The 18,275-nt window shown below is 67.2% G+C and carries 15 protein-coding genes and 1 pseudogene; 10 read left to right on the top strand and 6 right to left on the bottom strand.

What is annotated here, in order from left to right; genetic code table 11:
• The 3 genes and pseudogenes from AC1D1S_RS06355 to AC1D1S_RS06345 form a co-directional block, all read right to left on the bottom strand.
• Positions 1–662 (bottom strand): annotated as a pseudogene (locus AC1D1S_RS06355) (cytochrome b/b6 domain-containing protein); the annotation flags it as partial.
• Positions 663–664: 2 nt separating this feature from the next.
• On the bottom strand, positions 665–1,648 hold the full coding sequence (locus AC1D1S_RS06350; RefSeq protein ID WP_476993997.1) for an electron transfer flavoprotein subunit alpha/FixB family protein: 984 nt from the start codon (positions 1,646–1,648) through the stop codon (positions 665–667).
• Positions 1,649–1,659: 11 nt separating this feature from the next.
• Positions 1,660–2,436, bottom strand: coding sequence for an electron transfer flavoprotein subunit beta/FixA family protein (locus tag AC1D1S_RS06345; RefSeq protein WP_476993996.1), 777 nt, complete (start codon positions 2,434–2,436; stop codon positions 1,660–1,662).
• A gap of 225 nt (positions 2,437–2,661) precedes the next feature.
• Here AC1D1S_RS06345 and AC1D1S_RS06340 point away from each other — a divergent pair, with 225 nt between their 5' ends.
• From AC1D1S_RS06340 to AC1D1S_RS06295, 10 genes are all read left to right on the top strand, one after another.
• Complete coding sequence (locus AC1D1S_RS06340; protein ID WP_476993995.1) at positions 2,662–3,684, top strand: LacI family DNA-binding transcriptional regulator; 1,023 nt, start codon at positions 2,662–2,664, stop codon at positions 3,682–3,684.
• Positions 3,685–3,847: 163 nt separating this feature from the next.
• Positions 3,848–5,143: a sugar ABC transporter substrate-binding protein gene (locus AC1D1S_RS06335; protein ID WP_476993994.1), complete on the top strand. Its 1,296-nt coding sequence runs from the start codon at positions 3,848–3,850 to the stop codon at positions 5,141–5,143.
• Between the two features lie 83 nt (positions 5,144–5,226).
• Positions 5,227–6,186 carry a carbohydrate ABC transporter permease gene (locus tag AC1D1S_RS06330; RefSeq protein WP_476993993.1) on the top strand — a complete coding sequence of 320 codons (960 nt, stop codon included), beginning with the start codon at positions 5,227–5,229 and terminating at the stop codon, positions 6,184–6,186.
• Position 6,187: 1 nt separating this feature from the next.
• Positions 6,188–7,075, top strand: a complete 888-nt coding sequence (locus AC1D1S_RS06325) for a carbohydrate ABC transporter permease (protein WP_439954127.1) — start codon at positions 6,188–6,190, stop codon at positions 7,073–7,075.
• Between the two features lie 36 nt (positions 7,076–7,111).
• Positions 7,112–8,659, top strand: coding sequence for a glycoside hydrolase family 32 protein (locus tag AC1D1S_RS06320; protein WP_476993992.1), 1,548 nt, complete (start codon positions 7,112–7,114; stop codon positions 8,657–8,659).
• 175 nt (positions 8,660–8,834) lie between these two features.
• On the top strand, positions 8,835–9,842 hold the full coding sequence (locus tag AC1D1S_RS06315) for a DUF6454 family protein (protein WP_028275777.1): 1,008 nt from the start codon (positions 8,835–8,837) through the stop codon (positions 9,840–9,842).
• A gap of 80 nt (positions 9,843–9,922) precedes the next feature.
• The gene (locus AC1D1S_RS06310; protein ID WP_476993991.1) at positions 9,923–11,626 is read left to right on the top strand and encodes a phospholipase C; all 1,704 of its coding nucleotides are present in this window, start codon (positions 9,923–9,925) and stop codon (positions 11,624–11,626) included.
• A 204-nt stretch (positions 11,627–11,830) separates the two neighbouring features.
• Positions 11,831–12,244 (top strand): hypothetical protein, encoded by a 414-nt coding sequence (locus AC1D1S_RS06305; RefSeq protein ID WP_243180877.1) that lies wholly within the window; start codon positions 11,831–11,833, stop codon positions 12,242–12,244.
• A 1-nt stretch (position 12,245) separates the two neighbouring features.
• Entirely contained in the window at positions 12,246–12,641 is a 396-nt protein-coding gene (locus AC1D1S_RS06300) for a PEP-utilizing enzyme (RefSeq protein WP_476993990.1), read from the top strand.
• Entirely contained in the window at positions 12,638–13,243 is a 606-nt protein-coding gene (locus AC1D1S_RS06295) for a hypothetical protein (protein WP_243180874.1), read from the top strand. The genes AC1D1S_RS06300 and AC1D1S_RS06295 overlap by 4 nt, the downstream gene beginning before the upstream one ends.
• A 40-nt stretch (positions 13,244–13,283) precedes the next feature.
• Here AC1D1S_RS06295 and AC1D1S_RS06290 read toward each other — a convergent pair whose 3' ends face one another.
• From AC1D1S_RS06290 to AC1D1S_RS06280, 3 genes are read right to left on the bottom strand one after another with little or no spacing between them, the layout of a single operon-like run.
• Positions 13,284–14,741, bottom strand: coding sequence for an MFS transporter (locus tag AC1D1S_RS06290; protein ID WP_279294212.1), 1,458 nt, complete (start codon positions 14,739–14,741; stop codon positions 13,284–13,286).
• A 32-nt stretch (positions 14,742–14,773) separates the two neighbouring features.
• Positions 14,774–16,777 (bottom strand): vWA domain-containing protein, encoded by a 2,004-nt coding sequence (locus tag AC1D1S_RS06285; RefSeq protein ID WP_476993989.1) that lies wholly within the window; start codon positions 16,775–16,777, stop codon positions 14,774–14,776.
• A gap of 25 nt (positions 16,778–16,802) precedes the next feature.
• Positions 16,803–18,191: a sigma 54-interacting transcriptional regulator gene (locus AC1D1S_RS06280; RefSeq protein WP_476942889.1), complete on the bottom strand. Its 1,389-nt coding sequence runs from the start codon at positions 18,189–18,191 to the stop codon at positions 16,803–16,805.
• Positions 18,192–18,275: the final 84 nt, after the last annotated feature.

Below are 18,275 nucleotides of genomic sequence, written 5' to 3'. Positions count from 1 at the left end.
GGTGCACTCGACGCCGAGGGCTCCAGCTCGGCGTCGGCAATATGTTGGAGACCTGCCTGCACCGCAGGGGCGGCAGCGGCCGCCGGAGCAAGCCCAGCCGGCGGCCACGGCTCGCCGCCGGGGGCACGGGGAAGCCCGCGACGCAGCGAGGTGGTTCCCGTCGTCCGTGTGGCGGGCGTGTCTGCCGGAGCCGCTGCAGGCGCCTCCGTTGCCGGCACCGCTGCTTCCTCGGCAGCACCAGCCACGGCAGTATCTGCGGCTGCATCTGCGGCAGATGCCGTCGCGGCGCCGGGGGCCGGGGCCCCGGACAGAGCCGCCACCGCGACCGGAGCTTCGCCCGCCGGCGGCCAAGGTTCGCCGCCCGGCACGCGCGGCAGGCCGCGGCGAAGCTGCCGCGCCAGCGCGGAGCCTGAAATCACCGCCGGGCCCGGCGCTGAAAGCGCCGCACCCGGCGCCGTTTCCTGGACAGCAGCCGGGGCGGAGGGCGCGGCGGCCGCGGCCGATTCCGCCCCGGAAACTGACGCCGACAGATCGGCCGCTTCTGCCGCTTCTACCGCTTCCGCCGCGGCAATGCTGGCGGGCGCCTGGCCTGCTGGAGGCCAGGGTTCGCCACCTTCGACGCGYGGCAGGCCCCGCCGGATGGACCGAGACAGAGTTGCCATCGCTACTTCTTCCGGGCCTCAAGTGCGCTAATGAGCTGGGGAACAACCTTGAAGACGTCGCCGACCACACCGTAGTCSGCGACCTSGAAGATCGGSGCKTCCYCGTCCTTGTTGATGGCGACGATCATCTTCGCGGTCTGCATGCCAGCCCGGTGCTGGATCGCGCCGGAGATGCCCAGCGCGACATACAGCTGTGGTGACACGGAAACCCCGGTCTGGCCGACCTGATGCGACGTCGGGACGTAGCCGGCATCCACCGCGGCGCGCGACGCACCAACGGCGGCACCGAGGGTATCGGCGAGCTGTCCAACGAGTGCGAACTGTTCTTCCGAGCCGAGGCCGCGGCCACCGGCGACAACCTTCGCGGCACCACGCAGCTCCGGCCGCGAGGTGGCGGCAGTTGCCTCCTCGAAGGAGTCGATCCGCGCGGCCGGTTTCTCGGAGCCCGTCACGGCCAAGGTCTCCGTCGCTTGCGGCTGGGCCGCCGCGCGCGCCTCGATGGAGCCCTGGCGGACCGTAATCACCGGCGCCCCAAACGTGGACGTCGACGTCACGTTGTAGGCGCCGCCGTAGATGGAGTGGTGTGCCACGACGCCCTCGTCATCACGGGACACACCGACCGCATCGGCGGAAATCGCCGCACGCGAACGGGCAGCGTAACGGCCGGCGAGGTCGCGACCGTTCAGGGAATGCGAAATCAGGATCGCGTCCGGCTGCACCTGCTCCGCGGCAGCGGCAAGCGCGTCAACGCCCGGCACCCCAAGCACGGAAGGATCCGGAGTCTCCGCGATGAGTGCGCGCGCGGCACCAAGGGCCGCGGCCTCCGCGGCGGCGGCGCTCCCGGCGCCGGGTGAGGTAAGTACCAATGCAACCGGGGTGCCAACGGCAGCGGCCGCACCGAAGAGCCCGGCCGCAGCCTTCTMGAGTTCACCGGATGCCCGGGCTTCCACGACAACGAGGATTGCGTCACGAGGGAATTCAGTCATGTCGTTGATCCTTAGGCCAGTCGGTTTTCGATCAGGAACTCAGCGAGCTTCTCGCCGGCATCACCCTCGTCGATGATCTTCACGCCCGCCGCGCGCGGGGGCCTCTCCGCAACGGTCAGCATGATCGAACGCGCCGCCTCCGGATTGTCGGCCGTGACCCCGAGGTCCGCCAGGGTCAGGACCTCAAGGGGCTTCTTCTTCGCGGCCATAATGCCTTTGAAGTTCGGGAAGCGCGCCTCGGGAAGTGCCTCGGTAATGGAGATCACCGCGGGCAGGTTCGCTGAGACCTTCTGCACGCCGGAGTCAACGGCCCTGGAGCCAGACACCGCACCGTCGCCGATTTCGACGGAGCTGAKGCCGGTGGCATGCGGCACGTCAAGCAATTCTGCAAGCATCGCGGGAATCATGCCGCCGGATCCGTCAGTGGAGACGTTGCCGGTGATCACCAGGTCAAACCCCATGCGACGGATCGCTGCGGCGAGGGTTTCAGCGGTAAGTCCAAGATCCGCACCCCGGAGCGCCTCATCAGCGACGTGGGTGGCGCTTCCCGCGCCCATCGCAAGCCCCTTGCGGATGGTTGCCGTCGCACTCTCCGGGGCGAGGGAAAGGATTGCGACCTCAGTGCCCTCGTTCGAGTCTGCGTACGTCAGGGCCAACTCCAGGGCCCGCTCACCGATCTCATCAATGACTGCCTCACTTGCTCCTCGATCGGCGAGGCCGGTTTCAAGGTTCAGTTTTCGGTCCCCGTACGTGTCGGGGACCTCCTTTACTAGGACGATAATCTTCATCGATGGCTCTTCCTGTGGCGGCTTGTCCCTGGAGCGGAGACATTGTCGAACCCATCGAGTCTACGAAACCGGGGCCCCTTCCGGCTGACAGAGCCCGTGTCGTGACGTGAAGTCCTCGCCATGGGACCGGGATCAAGGTAAAGGCGGACGTCCCGTTGACAAGTGCAAAACGTTTTGTGTAACGTGTCTCACACCAGATACAAAACGTTTTGCAAAGGGAAGTCAATGACGACAAGAGTGGGAATACGCGACGTAGCCAAGGCTGCCGGGGTCTCCGTCACCACGGTGTCGCATGCCCTCAACGACGCCACGAGTTTCCGGGTGAAGGCAGCGACGCAGCAACTCGTCCGGGAAGTGGCCAGGGATCTTGGGTACGCCCCGAACAAGATGGCCAGCGGACTGCGCAACCAGCGCTCCCAGATCCTTGGCCTGGTGAGTGACGAAATCACCACCACCCCCTTTGCAGGCGCCATGATCCGCGGGGCGCAGGACGCAGCCTATGACCGCGGCTATGTGGTGATGGTGGTCAACTCGGGCCTGGACAGCGAGCTGGAAACCCGTGAAATCAACATGCTGCGGCAGCATCAGGTGGACGGGGTGGTCTATGCCAGGATGTACCACCAGAGCGTGCAGGTCCCCGCAGAACTGGAGGGCCTTCCCACCGTGCTGCTGGATTCCGTCACTCGCGACAGTTCCATCTCCTCGGTTACCCCCGACGAGGTGGGCGCCGCCGAGACGGCCGTTGAAGCAATCATCCAAGCGGGCCACACCCGGATCGGGATGCTCAACAACATCGACGACATCCCCGCCACGCACGGCCGCAGGGAAGGCTTCCTCAATGCTCTCCGGCGGCACGGCCTGCAGCACGACCCCCGCCACCTCGTGATCGGCCAGCCCGAAACCGCGGGAGGCCGCGAGGCCGCCCTGGGCCTGCTCGGTCAGCCCGACCGCCCCACAGCCCTGTTCTGCTTCAGTGACAGGGTTGCCATGGGCGCCTACCAGGCGGCCACCGCATTGGGGCTGCGCATTCCGGAAGACGTGTCCATTGTGGGGATCGACAATCTCGAAATCATCGCGGACGCCCTGTGGCCGGGGCTCACCACCGTCGCCCTTCCCCACTACGAAATGGGCAGTTGGGCGGTCCACCGGCTCCTGGACGACATCGAAAATCCCGGCGCACCCGCAGTCCAGACGCAACTGGACTGCCCCCTGATTGAGCGGGGGTCGCTCGGCCCGCCGCCAAGTTAGCCGATTGCCGGCACCAAGCCGGCATCACCACACTGTTCCACCGTTCCACTGCTCCGCCGCCCGGGGGACCGCAATAAGAAGGGACGCAGCCGTTGCACCGGCCGCGTCCCGAAGGACCCGGGGCAATCTCCCACGCCCAAATTCAGCAGAAAGATTGACCATCATGAACAAGCGATTCACCCGGATCCTCGCCACCAGTGTAGCTGCGGTGGCACTTGTCGGCTCCCTGGGCGCCTGCAGCAAGGGCAGCGCCTCTGCCCCGTCCGCCGGCTCCAATGAGATCACCATGTGGACCCACAACGCGGGCAACGCCGAAGAACTCAAGGCGGTTGAAAACATCGTCGATTCCTACAACAAGAGCGCCGGCGCCAAGGCCAAGATCAAGGTCCAGGCGTTCCCGCAGGACTCCTACAACGACTCCGTGGCCTCGGCCGCGGCCGCCGGGAAGCTCCCCTGCATTGTTGACATCGATGGCCCCAATGTTCCCAACTGGGCCTGGGCGAAGTACCTGACACCCCTGAAACTCGACGCGGATGTTTCCAAGAACCTGCCGAGCACTGTGGCCAAATGGGAGGGCGAGACCTACGCCGTTGGCACCTATGACGTCGCACTGGCGATGCTCGCCCGCGCCTCCGACCTCAAGGCAGCCGGTGTCCGCGTCGCCACGGTCGAGAAGCCGTGGACCAAGGACGAGTTCCAGGACGCCCTGACCAAGCTCAAGGCCCTGGGCAAGTGGGAATACCCGCTGGACATGGGTACCGCCGGAACCGGCGAATGGCTGCCCTACGCCTACTCCCCGTTCCTGCAGTCCTTCGGTGGGGACCTGATCAACCGCGACGGATTCCAGTCGGCAGACGGCGTCCTCAATGGCGACAAGGCCGTCGAATGGGCCCAGTGGTTCCGCGGCCTTGCCGACCAGGGCTTCATGGCGAAGAAGAGCGGCAAGGACTCCACCCAGGACTTCCTCAACAACAAGAGCGGCCTTCTCTACACCGGCTCCTGGGCCGCGGACAAGGCACGCGCAGCGGTAGGTAAGGACCTCGTGGTCATGCCGTCCGTGGACCTCGGGAACGGCCCCAAGATCGGCGGCGCCTCCTGGCAGTGGGGCGTGACCAGCGGCTGCACCAACTCCGCGGCAGCCATGGACTACCTGTCCTACTCGCTGAAGCCGGAAAACCTGGCCGCGGTGGCGAAGGCAACGGGCACCATCCCGGCCACCGACGAGGCCGCTGCCCTGATCCCCGCGTTCGCCAAAGGCGGCACAAACCGGATCTTCATGGAACTTTCCCGCAACTACGCGGTGATGCGCCCCGAAACCCCGGCTTATCCCTTCATCGCCACCGAATACGGCAAGGCTGTCCAGGACATCCTGGCCGGCGCCGACCCCAAGACGGCGCTGGACAAGTCGGTCAAGGCCATCGACGCCAACATCAAGTCCAACGGCGGCTACAAGAACTAGCCGGCTGCCAAACGGTACTTTCGACGGCGGTACGCAACCGCCGTCGAAAGTACCTCAGGCCCTGACTGTCGACGGAGAAAACCATGACAACCACCCAACTCCCCTCCCCCGGCCGCCGTCTGGCGGACCTGGCCCCGGCCGCACCGCCCAGCAAACCGCGCCGCCGGCCGCGCCACATTCGCGAACAGATCAGCGGGTGGGGCATGATCGCCCCGGCCGCGGTCCTCCTGCTCGCCTTCGTCTTCCTCCCGGCGATCCTGGGCTTCGGCCTGGCATTCACGAACGCCAGGCTTGTTTCCCCGCGGCCCGTCGAGTTTATCGGCACGGACAACTTCGCGCGGCTCTTCGCGGATCCCGTGTTCTGGCGCTCACTGCTGAACGTCAGCTACTTCGCCGTCGTGGTGGTGCCCGTTCAGTCCGGACTCGCCCTGGCGATGGCCCTCCTGATCAACAAGAAGTTCCGCGGCGTGAACTTCTTCCGCACCATCTACTTCCTTCCCGTGGTGACGTCCATGGTGGTGGTGTCCCTGCTGTGGATGTTCATGTACCGCAAGGACGGCCTGATCAATGAGTTGCTGTCGGCGGCCAGTTTCGGCCTCATCAACGGCCCGGACTGGCTCAACGATCCCGCCACCGCCATGCCGGCCATCATCGCCCTGTCCATCTGGCAGGCCGCAGGATTCCACATGATCATCTGGCTCGCGGGCCTGCAGAGCATCTCCGGGGAACTGTACGAGGCCGCCCAACTCGACGGGGCCAGCCGCTGGCACCAGTTCCGCTACGTGACCTGGCCCGGCCTCACCCACACCCGCACCCTGGTCCTGGTGACCATCACGATCCAGGCGCTCGGGCTCTTCGACCAGGTCAGCGTCATGACCCAGGGCGGGCCCCTCGATTCCACCACCACCATCATCTACGAGGCGGTGCGCTCCGGCTTCAAGCAGCAGGAGACCTCCTACGCCTCGGCCATCTCGCTCGTGTTCTTCGTGCTCGTCCTGCTGATCTCCGCAGTGCAGCGCTACCTGACCCGAGAGAAGGACTGACGTGAAACAGACACTCATTTCCAAGGGTCTCGGCAATGCCGCGACCACGGCGGTCCGCCTCCTGTTCGCCGCCGTCGCCGCCTTCCCCATCGTGTTCATGATGGTGTCCTCGCTCAAGCCGGACCAGCAGATCTTCGGCGACATGTCCTCGGTGGCGGCGTTCCTGCCGGTCGGCAACATTTCGCTGGACAACTACGCGGCCGTGTTCGACCGGGTCCCGGCCGCCCGCTTCCTGATGAACTCCATAGGCATTTCCGCGGTCACGGTGGTGCTCGGCATCTTCATCAACAGCCTCTGCGCGTTTGCCCTGTCCCGCATGGAGGTCCGCGGCAAGCGCGTGGTGTTCACCGCGATCCTCGCCACCCTCATCGTGCCCTTCCAGACGCTGGCGCTGCCGCTGGTGTGGTGGGTCAACCAGCTGCCGTACTTTGAGCTCAACGGGTTCAGCCTCGAGATCTCGAAGGGCTGGCTGGACACCTACCAGGTCCAGATCATCCCGTTCATCGCGAACGCGTTCTCCATCTACCTGTTCCACCAGTACTTCGAGTCCATCCCGAAGGAACTGGACGAGGCTGCCCGGATCGACGGCGCGGGCTGGTTCACCATCTACCGCAAGGTGGTGATGCCGCTCGCGGGACCGGCGACCGCCACCGTGGCCATCCTGACCTTCCTGCCCGCCTGGAACTCCTACCTGTGGCCGCTCATGGTGGTCCAGTCCGAGGAACTCCGCCCGGTGATGATCGGCATCCAGTACTTCTTCCAGCTCAACGTCTCCTGGGGCGAGGTGATGGCTTACGCGTCCCTCATCACCATTCCCGTGGTGGTCCTTTTCATCGCGTTCCAGCGATCCTTCATCAACAGCATCGCCTCCAGCGGCGTCAAGGGCTGACCAGCCTCCTCACGCGAAAGCCTGCAAAGAACCCTCATGAAAACACTCACAGAACTCGACTGCCAGTACCGGCCAAAGTGGCACTACTCGGCGGAGCGCAACTGGCTCAACGACCCCAACGGGCTGGTCTACGCCAACGGCACCTACCACCTCTTCTACCAGCACAACCCGCACGGCGAGGAGTGGGGCAACATGTCCTGGGGCCACGCCACCTCCACAGACCTGCAGCACTGGGACGAACAACCCGTGGCCATCGCATGCGATGAGCAGGAGGCCATCTTTTCCGGCTCCGCGGTGGTCGATGTCCACAACACCAGCGGCTTCGGCGTTGGAGGCGTGCCCCCGCTCGTGGCCATCTACACCAGCGCGTACTCGCCCGCCTCACCGCTAGCCGGACGGCAGGCTCAGTCCCTCGCCTTCAGCACGGACGACGGCGCCACCTGGACCAAGTACGCCGGGAACCCGGTACTGGACCGCGCCTCCGCGGACTTCCGCGACCCCAAGGTCTTTTGGCACGACGGCGCCGCCGGCAGCTACTGGGTGATGGTCGCCGTCGAGGCGGTCCGCCACGAGGTGGTCCTCTACAAGTCGGCGGACCTGTTGACCTGGGAGTACCTGAGCACCTTCGGCCCGGCGAACGCCACGGAAGGTGTGTGGGAATGCCCGGACCTGTTCGAACTGCCGGTGGACGGCGACGCCTCCAACACCCGGTGGGTCCTGGTGGTCAACCTGAGCCCCGGCGGCATCGCCGGCGGCTCGGGCGGCCAGTACTTCATCGGAACCTTCGACGGCATGACGTTTCGTTCCGAAACCACAGTCACCGACGGCGTGCAGGCCGACGACAGCCGGATGGCCGACTACGGGTGGCTCGACTGGGGCCGGGACTACTACGCGGCCGTGTCGTTCAGCAACGTCCCGGACGGACGGCGGCTCATGATCGGCTGGATGAACAACTGGCAGTACGCCGCCTCAACGCCTTCGGACGGCTGGCGCAGCGCGATGTCCCTGGTCCGCGAGGTCAGGCTGGTGTGCCGCGGCGGGCGCCCGGTGCTGGTGCAGGAGGCGGTGGACCCGTTCCACAGCCACGGTACCGAGGTGTTCGCGCTGGAGYGGCAGCCGTTGGCGGACGGGGTGACCTGGCTTCCGGCCGAGGCCTTTGGTGATGTGCTGCGCATCGATGCGGACTTCGAGCCCGGCGCCGCCGGCAGGGTAGGTCTGGTGCTCCGGGCCGGCAGCGAAGCGGGCGGGGAATCCGCCGGCCTCGCCGGAGCCGGAGCCGGAGCCGGAGCGCGCACTGTCCTGGCCTACGACTGCCGCACGGCGGAGCTCAGCCTGGACCGGACCGAATCCGGCAACGTGGGCTTCCACGAGTCGTTCCCGTCGGTGGAGCGCGTTGCCGTCTCCTTGGAGGACGGCCGGCTACGGCTCCGGGTCTTCCTGGACCGCTGCTCGGTCGAGGTCTTCGCGCAGGACGGCCTGGCCACCATCACCGATCTGGTCTTTCCCGCGAACTCCGGCACCGCCGTCGGGCTGCTGGCCGAAGGCGAGGGCGGCACCCTGGCGGGCCTCGCCGTCCTCGCCTGAGCGGCTGAAGGGGTCCACGCCAGCAGTGGTGGGGGGATCAGATCCGCGTTGAAACGAAGCCGGTCCACCGGACCGCTGCCGGACATCTGCCGTTCACCTGCCCGTATCGGGGATTAATTACCGGGAAGTAACGTTGCGATCTCTTGTTGAGATCCAACCTTTGAGAGGCTCCCGAATGAGCACGACTCACACCCGAGGCATCCTCACGGCCGCCGCAGCAATCGTCCTGGCCGCGTCCGCAATTAGCATCACCGCGGCCGCCCAAGCCGCAGACAACCCCACCGGCGCCGGCAACCACGGTGACAGGAACACGGCCCTGGCCGACGCCTTCAACGGCGTTGACCGGAACACGAACTGGCAGCAGACGTCCAAGCTGAAGCTGAACTTCCCGACCTATCACACGGAGGGAATCGCCTACAGCCAGGACCACATCTTCCTCTCGGCCGTTCAGATCATCGAACCGACCGTGAAGTTCCCGACCCCGCAAAACGGCTTCGACCGCACCCCCGGCAAGGGCGTCGGCCACCTGTTCGTCATGGACAAGGCCGGCGCCCTGCAAAAGGACATCGTCCTGGGAGAAGGCGACATGTACCACCCCGGCGGCATCGACTTCGACGGCACCAACGTCTGGATCCCCGTGGCCCAGTACCGGCCGGACAGCAGCGCCATCATCTACCGGGTCGACGCGGCCACCCTGGACGTGCACAAGCAGTTCGAGGTGAAGGACCACTTCGGCGGGATCGTGATGGACAAGCAGACCGGCCACCTGGTCGGCAACACCTGGGGCTCGCGCCGCTTCGCCGAATGGGATCTGCAGGGCAAGCAGCTCTCGACCTGGCAGAACCCGAACTACTTCATCGACTACCAGGACTGCCAGTACGTGCCCAACTCCCGGATGCTCTGCAGCGGGATCACCAACCTCCCGCAGACCCCGGCGGCCGGCGGCACCGGCGCCATCTACGAACTCGGCGGCATGGCGATGATCGACCTCAAATCCCACAGCGTAATCCGCGATGTCCCCTTCCAGCAGTGGTCCACCGCAGGCCATGTGGCCACGCGCAACCCGTTCAAAATGACGGCCGACGGCGGGCACCTCACCATGAAGGTGGCCCCCGACAACGGCGAGGAAGGCAACGGCACCGAAATCCTCACCTACGAGGCCACGGTCACGCCGGCCAAGTAACGCAGGCCGGCCACCAAAGCAGCATACGAATGCCTGCCATCAGCCGCCGGCATCCCTGAACACCAACGATTGGCTCCCCCATGCCTCATCCAGCACAACGATTCACCCGGAAGCGGGTCGCCGCCACGGGCGCGGCAGCCCTGGCCGCCTCGGCACTGACAGCCGGAATTTTCGGTATCGGCGCAGGTCCCGCCTCCGCCAGCGAAAACCACATCGGTACCGCGACGCCAATCAAGCACGTGGTGGTGATCTTCCAGGAGAACGTCTCCTTCGACCACTACTTCGCCACCTACCCCAAGGCTGCCAATCTCCCGGGTGAAACCCAGCAGGGTACCGGCACCGCGACGGCCGCCTTCACCGCCGCGAAAAACACCCCCAAGGACATCAACACTCTGGCCACCGCCGGCCTCCTGGCACCGAACAACCCCAACTCGGCGCAGCCTGCCCGGCTCTCACCGGCGCAGGCCGTCACCTGCGACCAGGACCACGGATACACCGCTGAGCAGMAGGCMTACAACGGCGGGGCGATGGACAAGTTCGTYGAGTTCACCAGCCGCGACGCGTGCGGMMCCAACCAGTACGGCCGCGCCGGCCTCACCATGGACTACTACGACGGCAACACCGTCACCGGCATCTGGAACTACGCCCAGAACTACTCCATGAGCGACAACCACTTCAGCACTGTCTTCGGACCCTCCACACCCGGGGCGCTGAATCTGGTATCCGGCCAGACCCACGGGGCCACCGAGTACACCGCCGCAGGACAACCTGTGGCCACCCCGGCGGCCGGCAGCAGTGCTGTCAGCCTGCCGGATGCGAACGGCGTCGGCACCGTCATCAACGACCCGGACCCGGTCCACGACGACTGCTCGAACAGCAGCCACGCCAAAACCGGAAACCTGGTCGGCATGAGCGGCAGGAACATCGGCGACCTGCTCAACGCCAAGGGCACGTCCTGGGGCTGGTTCCAGGGCGGTTTCACGCCGACCACCGCCGCGACCGCGGACTCCCCGGCGTCGTGCTTGTCCAGCCACACGAACGCCGCCGGCGCCAGCGTGGTTGACTACTCCCCTCACCACCAGCCGTTCCAGTACTACGCCTCCACCGCCAACCCGCACCACCTGGCACCGGCGTCCGACGCGGAAATCGGCCACAACGGACAGGCGAACCACCAGTACGACCTCACCGCGTTCAACAAGGTGGTCAACACCGACAACATGCCCGCCGTGTCCTTCCTGAAAGCCGGAATGTTCCAGGACGGCCACGCCGCCTACTCTGACCCGATCGACGAGCAGAACTTCATCACCAGCACCGTGAACCAGATCCAGAAATCCCGGAACTGGGACAACACTGCCGTGGTGCTCGCCTACGACGACTCGGACGGCTGGTACGACCACGTCGCCGCCACGGCAAAGAACTCCTCCAACACCGCCGACGACGCCGTCTGGTGCCAGCACGCCGCAGCCAGCGGCGTCCCAATGGCCGGCAGTTACGCTGACCGCTGCGGCCCCGGGCCGCGCCAGCCGCTGGTAGTCATTTCCCCCTACGCGAAGAAGAACCACGTGGACCACACCCAGACCGACCAGGCCTCGATCCTGCGCTTCATCGAGGACAACTGGCACACCGGCCGGATCGGCGACGCCTCCGCCGACGCCACCGCCGGATCGGTGAACGCCATGTTCAACTTCGACAAACAACGCAAAGACCAGGTCCTGCTCAACGAACAGACCGGCGCCGTCGCCTCCACCGAGCACGGCAACAGCAACAGCAACACCGGAAAGTAACCTCCTGCAACAGCCCGGTCGTGGACCGCCGGCAAAACAGCCCCCTTTGGAACGCCACCCGGCAGTTGGCCGGGTGGCGTTCCTGTCCGCGCCGCTTCAACGACTCGTCCCCCCGAAGCATCAACAGATTGTTGACAACAGGATGTTGATGCCAGAAGCTGGTGGAGTCGAGGGGCGCCGAACCAACGGGAAAGAGGGTCTGGAATGAACGAGACCGACGGGACCCGTCCGGGCGGCGACGCTGCGGAGGCTCAGCGCCAAAGCGAGGCCACGCGGATGTTGCTGGACCGGGGCGCCGCCGAACTTCCGCACCGGCCCTGGCTGGGCGAGCGGCAGCCCCCTTCAGCGAGTGACCTCATCCAGCACGTCCTGTGGCGGTCCAACGGGACAGACCGCGGAGAGCCGGTGGATGGTCTGGACGTGCGGGCCGCCCTCACCCTTGTGTCTGCCGCGCGGGCAGAGACGGATGGCCTGGAAACGGCACTCCTGTTCCTGGCGCGGGCCGAGGGGCTGACCTGGCCCCAGATTGCCCAGAGCCTGGGCCTCCGCTCGGCGCAGGCCGCGCAGCAGCGACTGGATCGGCTGTCCGGCAGGCCCGACACGGGCCTGGTGGGCTGACGTGGAATTCACCCCTGAGGCCAGTGCCGGAGCAGAAGGCAGGGATCCCGCTGGCGCGTTTCTCACAGGCATCGGCGCCAGCCCTGGCACCGCCTGCGGGACCGCCCGGACCGTTCACAGCGTCGACGAATTCTCCGCGCTGACCCCCGGCGACGTCCTGGTCTGCCGCACCACTGACCCCGCCTGGACGCCACTGTTCGGGATCGCCGCCGCCGTCATCACGGAAACGGGCGGGATGCTCTCGCACGCCGCCATTGTGGCCCGCGAACAGGGCATCCCCGCTGTTCTGGGGGTGGCCGGCGCCCTGACCCGCATCACGGACGGAACGACGCTCGTGGTCGACGGAACCCACGGAACCGTCCGCGCGAAACCGGCCGGTCCCGGAGCGGGTCCATGAGCCCGCAGCAGCCATCCATGCTCCTCACCCTCCACGCCCTGAGGCTGCTCGGCTTCGCTGACACTGAGTCGGTTGCCGCCCGGTTTGGCCAGGATCCGCACGACGTCGAACGGCTCCTCATTGACGCCGGGGCGAACGGGTGGGCGTCGCGCTCCTCATTCGGCGGAACCCGGGGCTGGTCCCTGACCGTGGCCGGCAGGACTGAAAACGAACGGCTCCTGGCCGAGGAGCTGGACAGCGTGGGCGGCCAGGCAGCAGTCGCCGCCGTGCACGCGAAGTTTGCACCACTGAACGCAGGAGTCGTGGCCGCCTGCAGCAAACTCCAGCTCCGCTGGCTCGCCGAGGGAAGTCAGCGGCACGATGGGATCGACGAGCCAACACAGCAAACCTTCACCCAGGCGTTGGCGTCCTTCAGCGGTCTGGAAGTCCGCCTGACCGCTGTGTTGCCGCGGTTCAGCGGATACGCGGAACGCCTCGAGCTGGCGGTGGAAAACGCAGCCACGGAGCCGGCGTGGCTCACCGCCACAGACCGCGACTCCTTCCACCGCATCTGGTTCGAATTGCACGAAGATCTCATCGCCACCCTCGGCATCCGGCGATGAAGGCCCCAGCAAGACCCCAAAAGTGACAACGGAACCGCGGTCATCCGCTGCTGGATGATCCTCGCGCGGCGGCCTGGGTCTGCTTGACGGGTTTCGTCGCGGGCATGCCGATGACGGCGACGACGGTGAGGACGGCGGCGATCATGACGGCCAGGAACACGGCGGATGAGGCCGCCACGATTGTGTGGGGATCCGTGTCGCCGTGCGGGGTGCCGGCGTAGACAGCGTTCGCTATCGCGCCGAAGACGGCGACGCCGATGGAGCTGCCGATCGACCGGGCGAAAAGGTTGGTGCCGGTGACCACGCCGCGCTCGTTCCATTCGACGCTCGTCTGGGCGGCGATCAGGGTCGGTGTCGCGACCAGCCCGAGTCCGAGCCCGACGATGAAGCAGCTGACGGCGACGAGCGCAACGTTGGGGACGGAGGCGGTGACGGCCAGGACTCCCGTGCCGATGACGGTGACCGTGATGCCGATCAGGGCAGTGTTCCGGAACCCGATGCGCAGGTACAGGCGCCCTGACTGGGACGCACTGATCGGCCAGCCGATGGTCAGCGCCGCCAGGGCGAGCCCGGCCACGATCGGGGAGGTCGAGAGGGCTCCTACGAGGAACGTCGGAACGTACGATGTGATGCCCAGCATGACCGCTCCCACGCCGAAAGCGACCAACGCCGTCGTCGCCAGCAGCCGCCGGGACACCACCCACGAAGGCAGGACCGGCTCCGCCGCCCGCCGTTCGACAAGGATAAACGCGACGAACAGGAGGGCACCGCCGGCGAACACTGCGTCGCTGATGCCGGAGTCCCAGGCCCAGGCCTGGCCGCCCTCGAGGGCCCCGAGAATAAGCAGCGTGAGCGAGACCGTGAGCAGCCCCGAGCCCAGATAGTCGACCCGGTGCTTCACGGGCTCGATGTTCTCGTGGAACGACCGGACCAGCATCCATCCGGCCACCAGGCAGAGAGGGATGTTCACGAGGAAAATGCCGCGCCAGATCCCGAGCGAGGCAAACACTCCCCCGAGCGTCGGGCCCACCACTGAGGAGACAGCCCACACGCTCGCCAGGTAGCCCTGCACTTTTGCCCGCTCGGCCAGGGTGTAGATATCGCCGGCGATGGTGATGGCCATCGGCTGGACCGCGCCGGCGCCCAGGCCCTGCACGACGCGGAAGGCGATGAGGGCCGGCATGCTCCAGGCGGCTCCGCACAGGATCGAGCCGAGCAAGAACAGGCCGATTCCGATCAGCATGATCGGCTTGCGGCCGATGGTGTCGGAAAGCTTTGCGTAGACCGGGACGGACACGGCCTGCGCCAGCAGATAGGCGGAGAACAGCCAGGGGAACGACGTGAACCCGCCAATGTCGTGCACGATCGCGGGCACGGCTGTCGCCACCACGGTCGCGTCGATCGCCACCAGGCCGGTGGAGAGCATCAGGGCAATGAGGACGGGTCCGCGTTTGGAGCGGAACCCGACTCCCTCGGCAGGCATGGTGGTCACGTGCATCACTCCCGGTGCGGTCGTCTATTGAGCAGCGTCTATTGGGCCCAGTCGGCGTCGTCGTAGGGGCGTCCGCGGAAGTGGGCGCGGAGGTATTCGCCCACCACGGCCGCGCCCAGGTCCCCGGCCTCGGGCGTCACCACGCGGCCGTCGATGCGGCGGGCCATCCGCTGGACGAAACGTTCCAAGGAAGGGTCGTCGCCGAGCCGGAAGAACGTCGCCTGCGTGCCGGCACGGGCCAGGCGGTCCAGTTCGGCGACCGTCACGCGGATGGTCTCCGGGTCCGGCGGCCAGCAGAACCAGGACTCGCCGTCGGCCAGCAGGTGCGCGGTGGGTTCGCCGTCGGTCACCACGAGGAGGACGGGCTGCATCGACGGGTGCTGGCGGAAGAACCGGCCGGCCAGCAGCAGGCCGTGGTGCAGGTTGGTTCCCTGCTCCCGCAGGGCCGGCAGGGCCGTGAGCTCGCCAATGTCCATGGTCTGCGCGTAGCGGCCGAACGTGATCAGCTGCAGCCGGTCGCCGCGGAACCGGGTTGAGACGAGGTGGTGCAGGGCGAGTGCGGTGCGTTTCATAGGCACCCAGCGTCCCTCGGCGGCCATCGAGAAGGACACGTCCGCAAGCAGGACGACGGCGGCCTGTGTCCGCGCCTCCGTCTCCGTGACTTCGATGTCGCCCACGGCGAGCCGCAGTCCGCGGCCCGGGTCACCGCCGTCGGCGATCGTGCGGCGGATCGCGTTGGTGATGGTGCGGGTGACGTCCCACGGCTCGGCGTCGCCGAACTCCCATTGGCGGCTGGAGCCGGTCTGCTCCCCGGCCGCCCCGGCAACCCGCGTGTCCCGGCGGCCCTGCCGGCCGGAGAGCTGCTTGGCGGTGTCCCGCAACAGCGACCTGCCGAGCCGCCGCATGGCCTGCGGGGACAGCCGGAGATCACCGTCGGCGMCGCGCTGGAGGAAGCCGCCATCCTGCATGGCCCGCTCGATCTCCGCGAGGGTGCTGGCCGACACGGCGGCATTCTGTCCGAGCTGGCGGGCGAAGGCGTCCAGGTCCAGGTCATCAAGGCGTGACCCGCTGTAGGCCTGGGAAAGCTGTTCGGCCAGCTCGTCCAGTTCGGCGATGTCCTGGAGCACGCCGGTGCCGTCGCCGAGTCCGAGTCCTTCCTCGCCCTCGAAGCGTTCGGAGCCGGACCAGTCCTCGCCGGGGCGCAAAGCCTGCAGGTTGGAATCGAGTTGGCCCAGCTGTGCCATAAGCTCGGGCGAGCCGAACGCCTGGGCGGAGAGTCGCATCAGCTCCTCGCGCTGCTCGGCGGACATGGATTGCAGGAGCCGCTGCGCGGCGGCCGCGCGCTGGGCGAGCGCGTCCACCAGCTCCTCGACCGACTGCGGGTTCTCCGGGAAGAACTGGCCGTGTTTGGCCATGAATGCCTGGAAGTCCGCGTCGGTGTCCTCGCTGCGGCGGTGTTTGTCGAGGAGCCCGTTGAGGTCCTGCAGCATCTCGGCCACGGCCGCGCGGTCCTCCTCGGTGGCGCCCTCGAGCGCCTCCTTCATACCGGCGAACCGCTGGTCCAGGAGTTCGCGGCCGAGCAGGTCCTTGATCCGCTCGTAGGCCTCCCGCGCGGTGCTGGACTGCCAGTCATAGGAGGCGAGCTCGTTGACCGCCGCCGCCGTGGAGCGCKGCAGGTTCTGCAGTTGCATCTCCCGGAAGGCGCGGTCGGTGTTATCCATCATGGCGTCGCGGGCTAGTTGTTTGCGCTCCTCCAGCACCGCAGTCTCAAGCAGCTTCTGGACTTCGCTGAGGGTGCCGTCCAGGTTGTGCCGGCCCAGCAGTTCACTGCGCCGCTGCTGGACACGACCGGCGAGGTCGTCGAGGCCTTCCCGGTTCCGGCCGCCGCGGCGCAGGAATTCCCGGAGGGCGTGCCGGGGCGAGTAGCCGGCCATGACGTCCTCGGCGACGGCGTCCAGCGCCTCCGCCAGGTCCACCGGCGGGGCGAGCGGATCCGGTCCTCCCGTGTACCGGCCGTACCTGGACCGGTTGTGAGCGGTCATGAGGCCTCCTTAGCCGTAAAGCTGCCTACCCGTAGATCGTCTCCTCGTCGTCGGACTCCTTGGAGATCCGCCGGGCGAGGTAGAGCCCTTCCAGCGCAAGTTCGACGGCGGCGGCGCGCTGCCCGTCGTTTGTCGCGCCCAGGCGCTCACTGATGTCGTCATAGAGGCTGGATCCGTTGAGGGACGGGAGGTTGTGGAGGAACTCCCGCGCGGTGACCAGTTCCCCTGTGGTGACCGTGGCGTGGCCGTCGAGCGCGGCCACGAGCGGGCCCATGTCCAGGCCGTGGAAGTGGGCCCGGACGGCTTCCGCGGTGGCCATGCGCAGGAGGTGGTCCAGGACGTCCTGTTCCCGGCCTTCCTCACCGGATTCGAACTCGATCTTTCCGGCGAGGACGTCCACGGCGGCGTCCAGGTCGATGATCCGGGCGACGGCCTCGTCCTCGCCGCGCACGCTGGCCCGGCGCAGGGCCGCCGCGGCGACGGTTTCGGCGCCGGCGATGGCGAACCTGGCGGAAACCCCGGAGGTCTGGTTCACCGCCGGCGACTGCCGCAGCGCCCGGGTGTAGCGGGCCAGAATCTCGAGGATGACGGGCGGGACGCCGGCCACCAGCTGCCCCTCCTGCCGGATGACGGCGACCTCGTCGTCGAGCTCGATCGGGTAGTGGGTGCGGATCTCGGCGCCGAAGCGGTCCCGCAGGGGCGTGATGATGCGCCCGCGGTTCGTGTAGTCCTCCGGGTTGGCGGACGCGACCACCAGGACGTCCAGCGGCAGCCGCAGCACGTAGCCGCGGATCTGGATGTCGCGTTCCTCCATCACGTTGAGCATCGAGACCTGGATCCGCTCGGCCAGGTCGGGCAGCTCGTTGATGGCGATGATTCCGCGGTTGGAGCGCGGGACCAGGCCGTAGTGGATGGTTTCCGGGTCCCCGAGACGGCGTCCCTCGGCAACCCGCATCGGGTCGACGTCGCCGATCAGGTCCGCGACGGAGGTGTCCGGCGTCGCGAGTTTTTCGACGTACCGTTCCGAGCGGTGCCTCCACGCCACCCGCAGCCGGTCCCCCTCGGTGAGGGCCAGGGCGCGGGAGTGCTCCGTGATGGGTTCGTACGGGTGTTCGTTCAGTTCCGAGTCCTCGATCACCGGCGACCACTCGTCCAGCAGCCCGGCCAGGGTGCGCAGGAGCCGCGTCTTGCCCTGTCCGCGTTCGCCGAGCAGGACGACGTCGTGGCCGGCGAGCAGGGCCCGCTCGAGCTGGGGCAGGACGGTCCGGCTGAACCCGAACATCCCGGGCCAGGGATCCAGACCGGCAGCAAGGGCCGCGAGCAGGTTGTCGCGGATTTCGCGGCGCAGGTCTTTGTGGACGTGGCCGGCGGCACGCAGTTCACCAACAGTGAAGATATCGGGGCGATCACTCACTCCTCCACCGTAGACCTCTCCCGTGCAGGGAATCGAGGGATTCTTGCAGATTCCTGCGCGTTGGCGTGAAGTGCGGAATACCGC

The sequence above is a fragment of the Arthrobacter sp. P1_A5 genome, assembly GCF_056406825.1.
The sequence above is the reverse complement of the archived record's forward strand: the minus strand, read 5'-3'. Positions and strand labels throughout refer to the sequence as shown.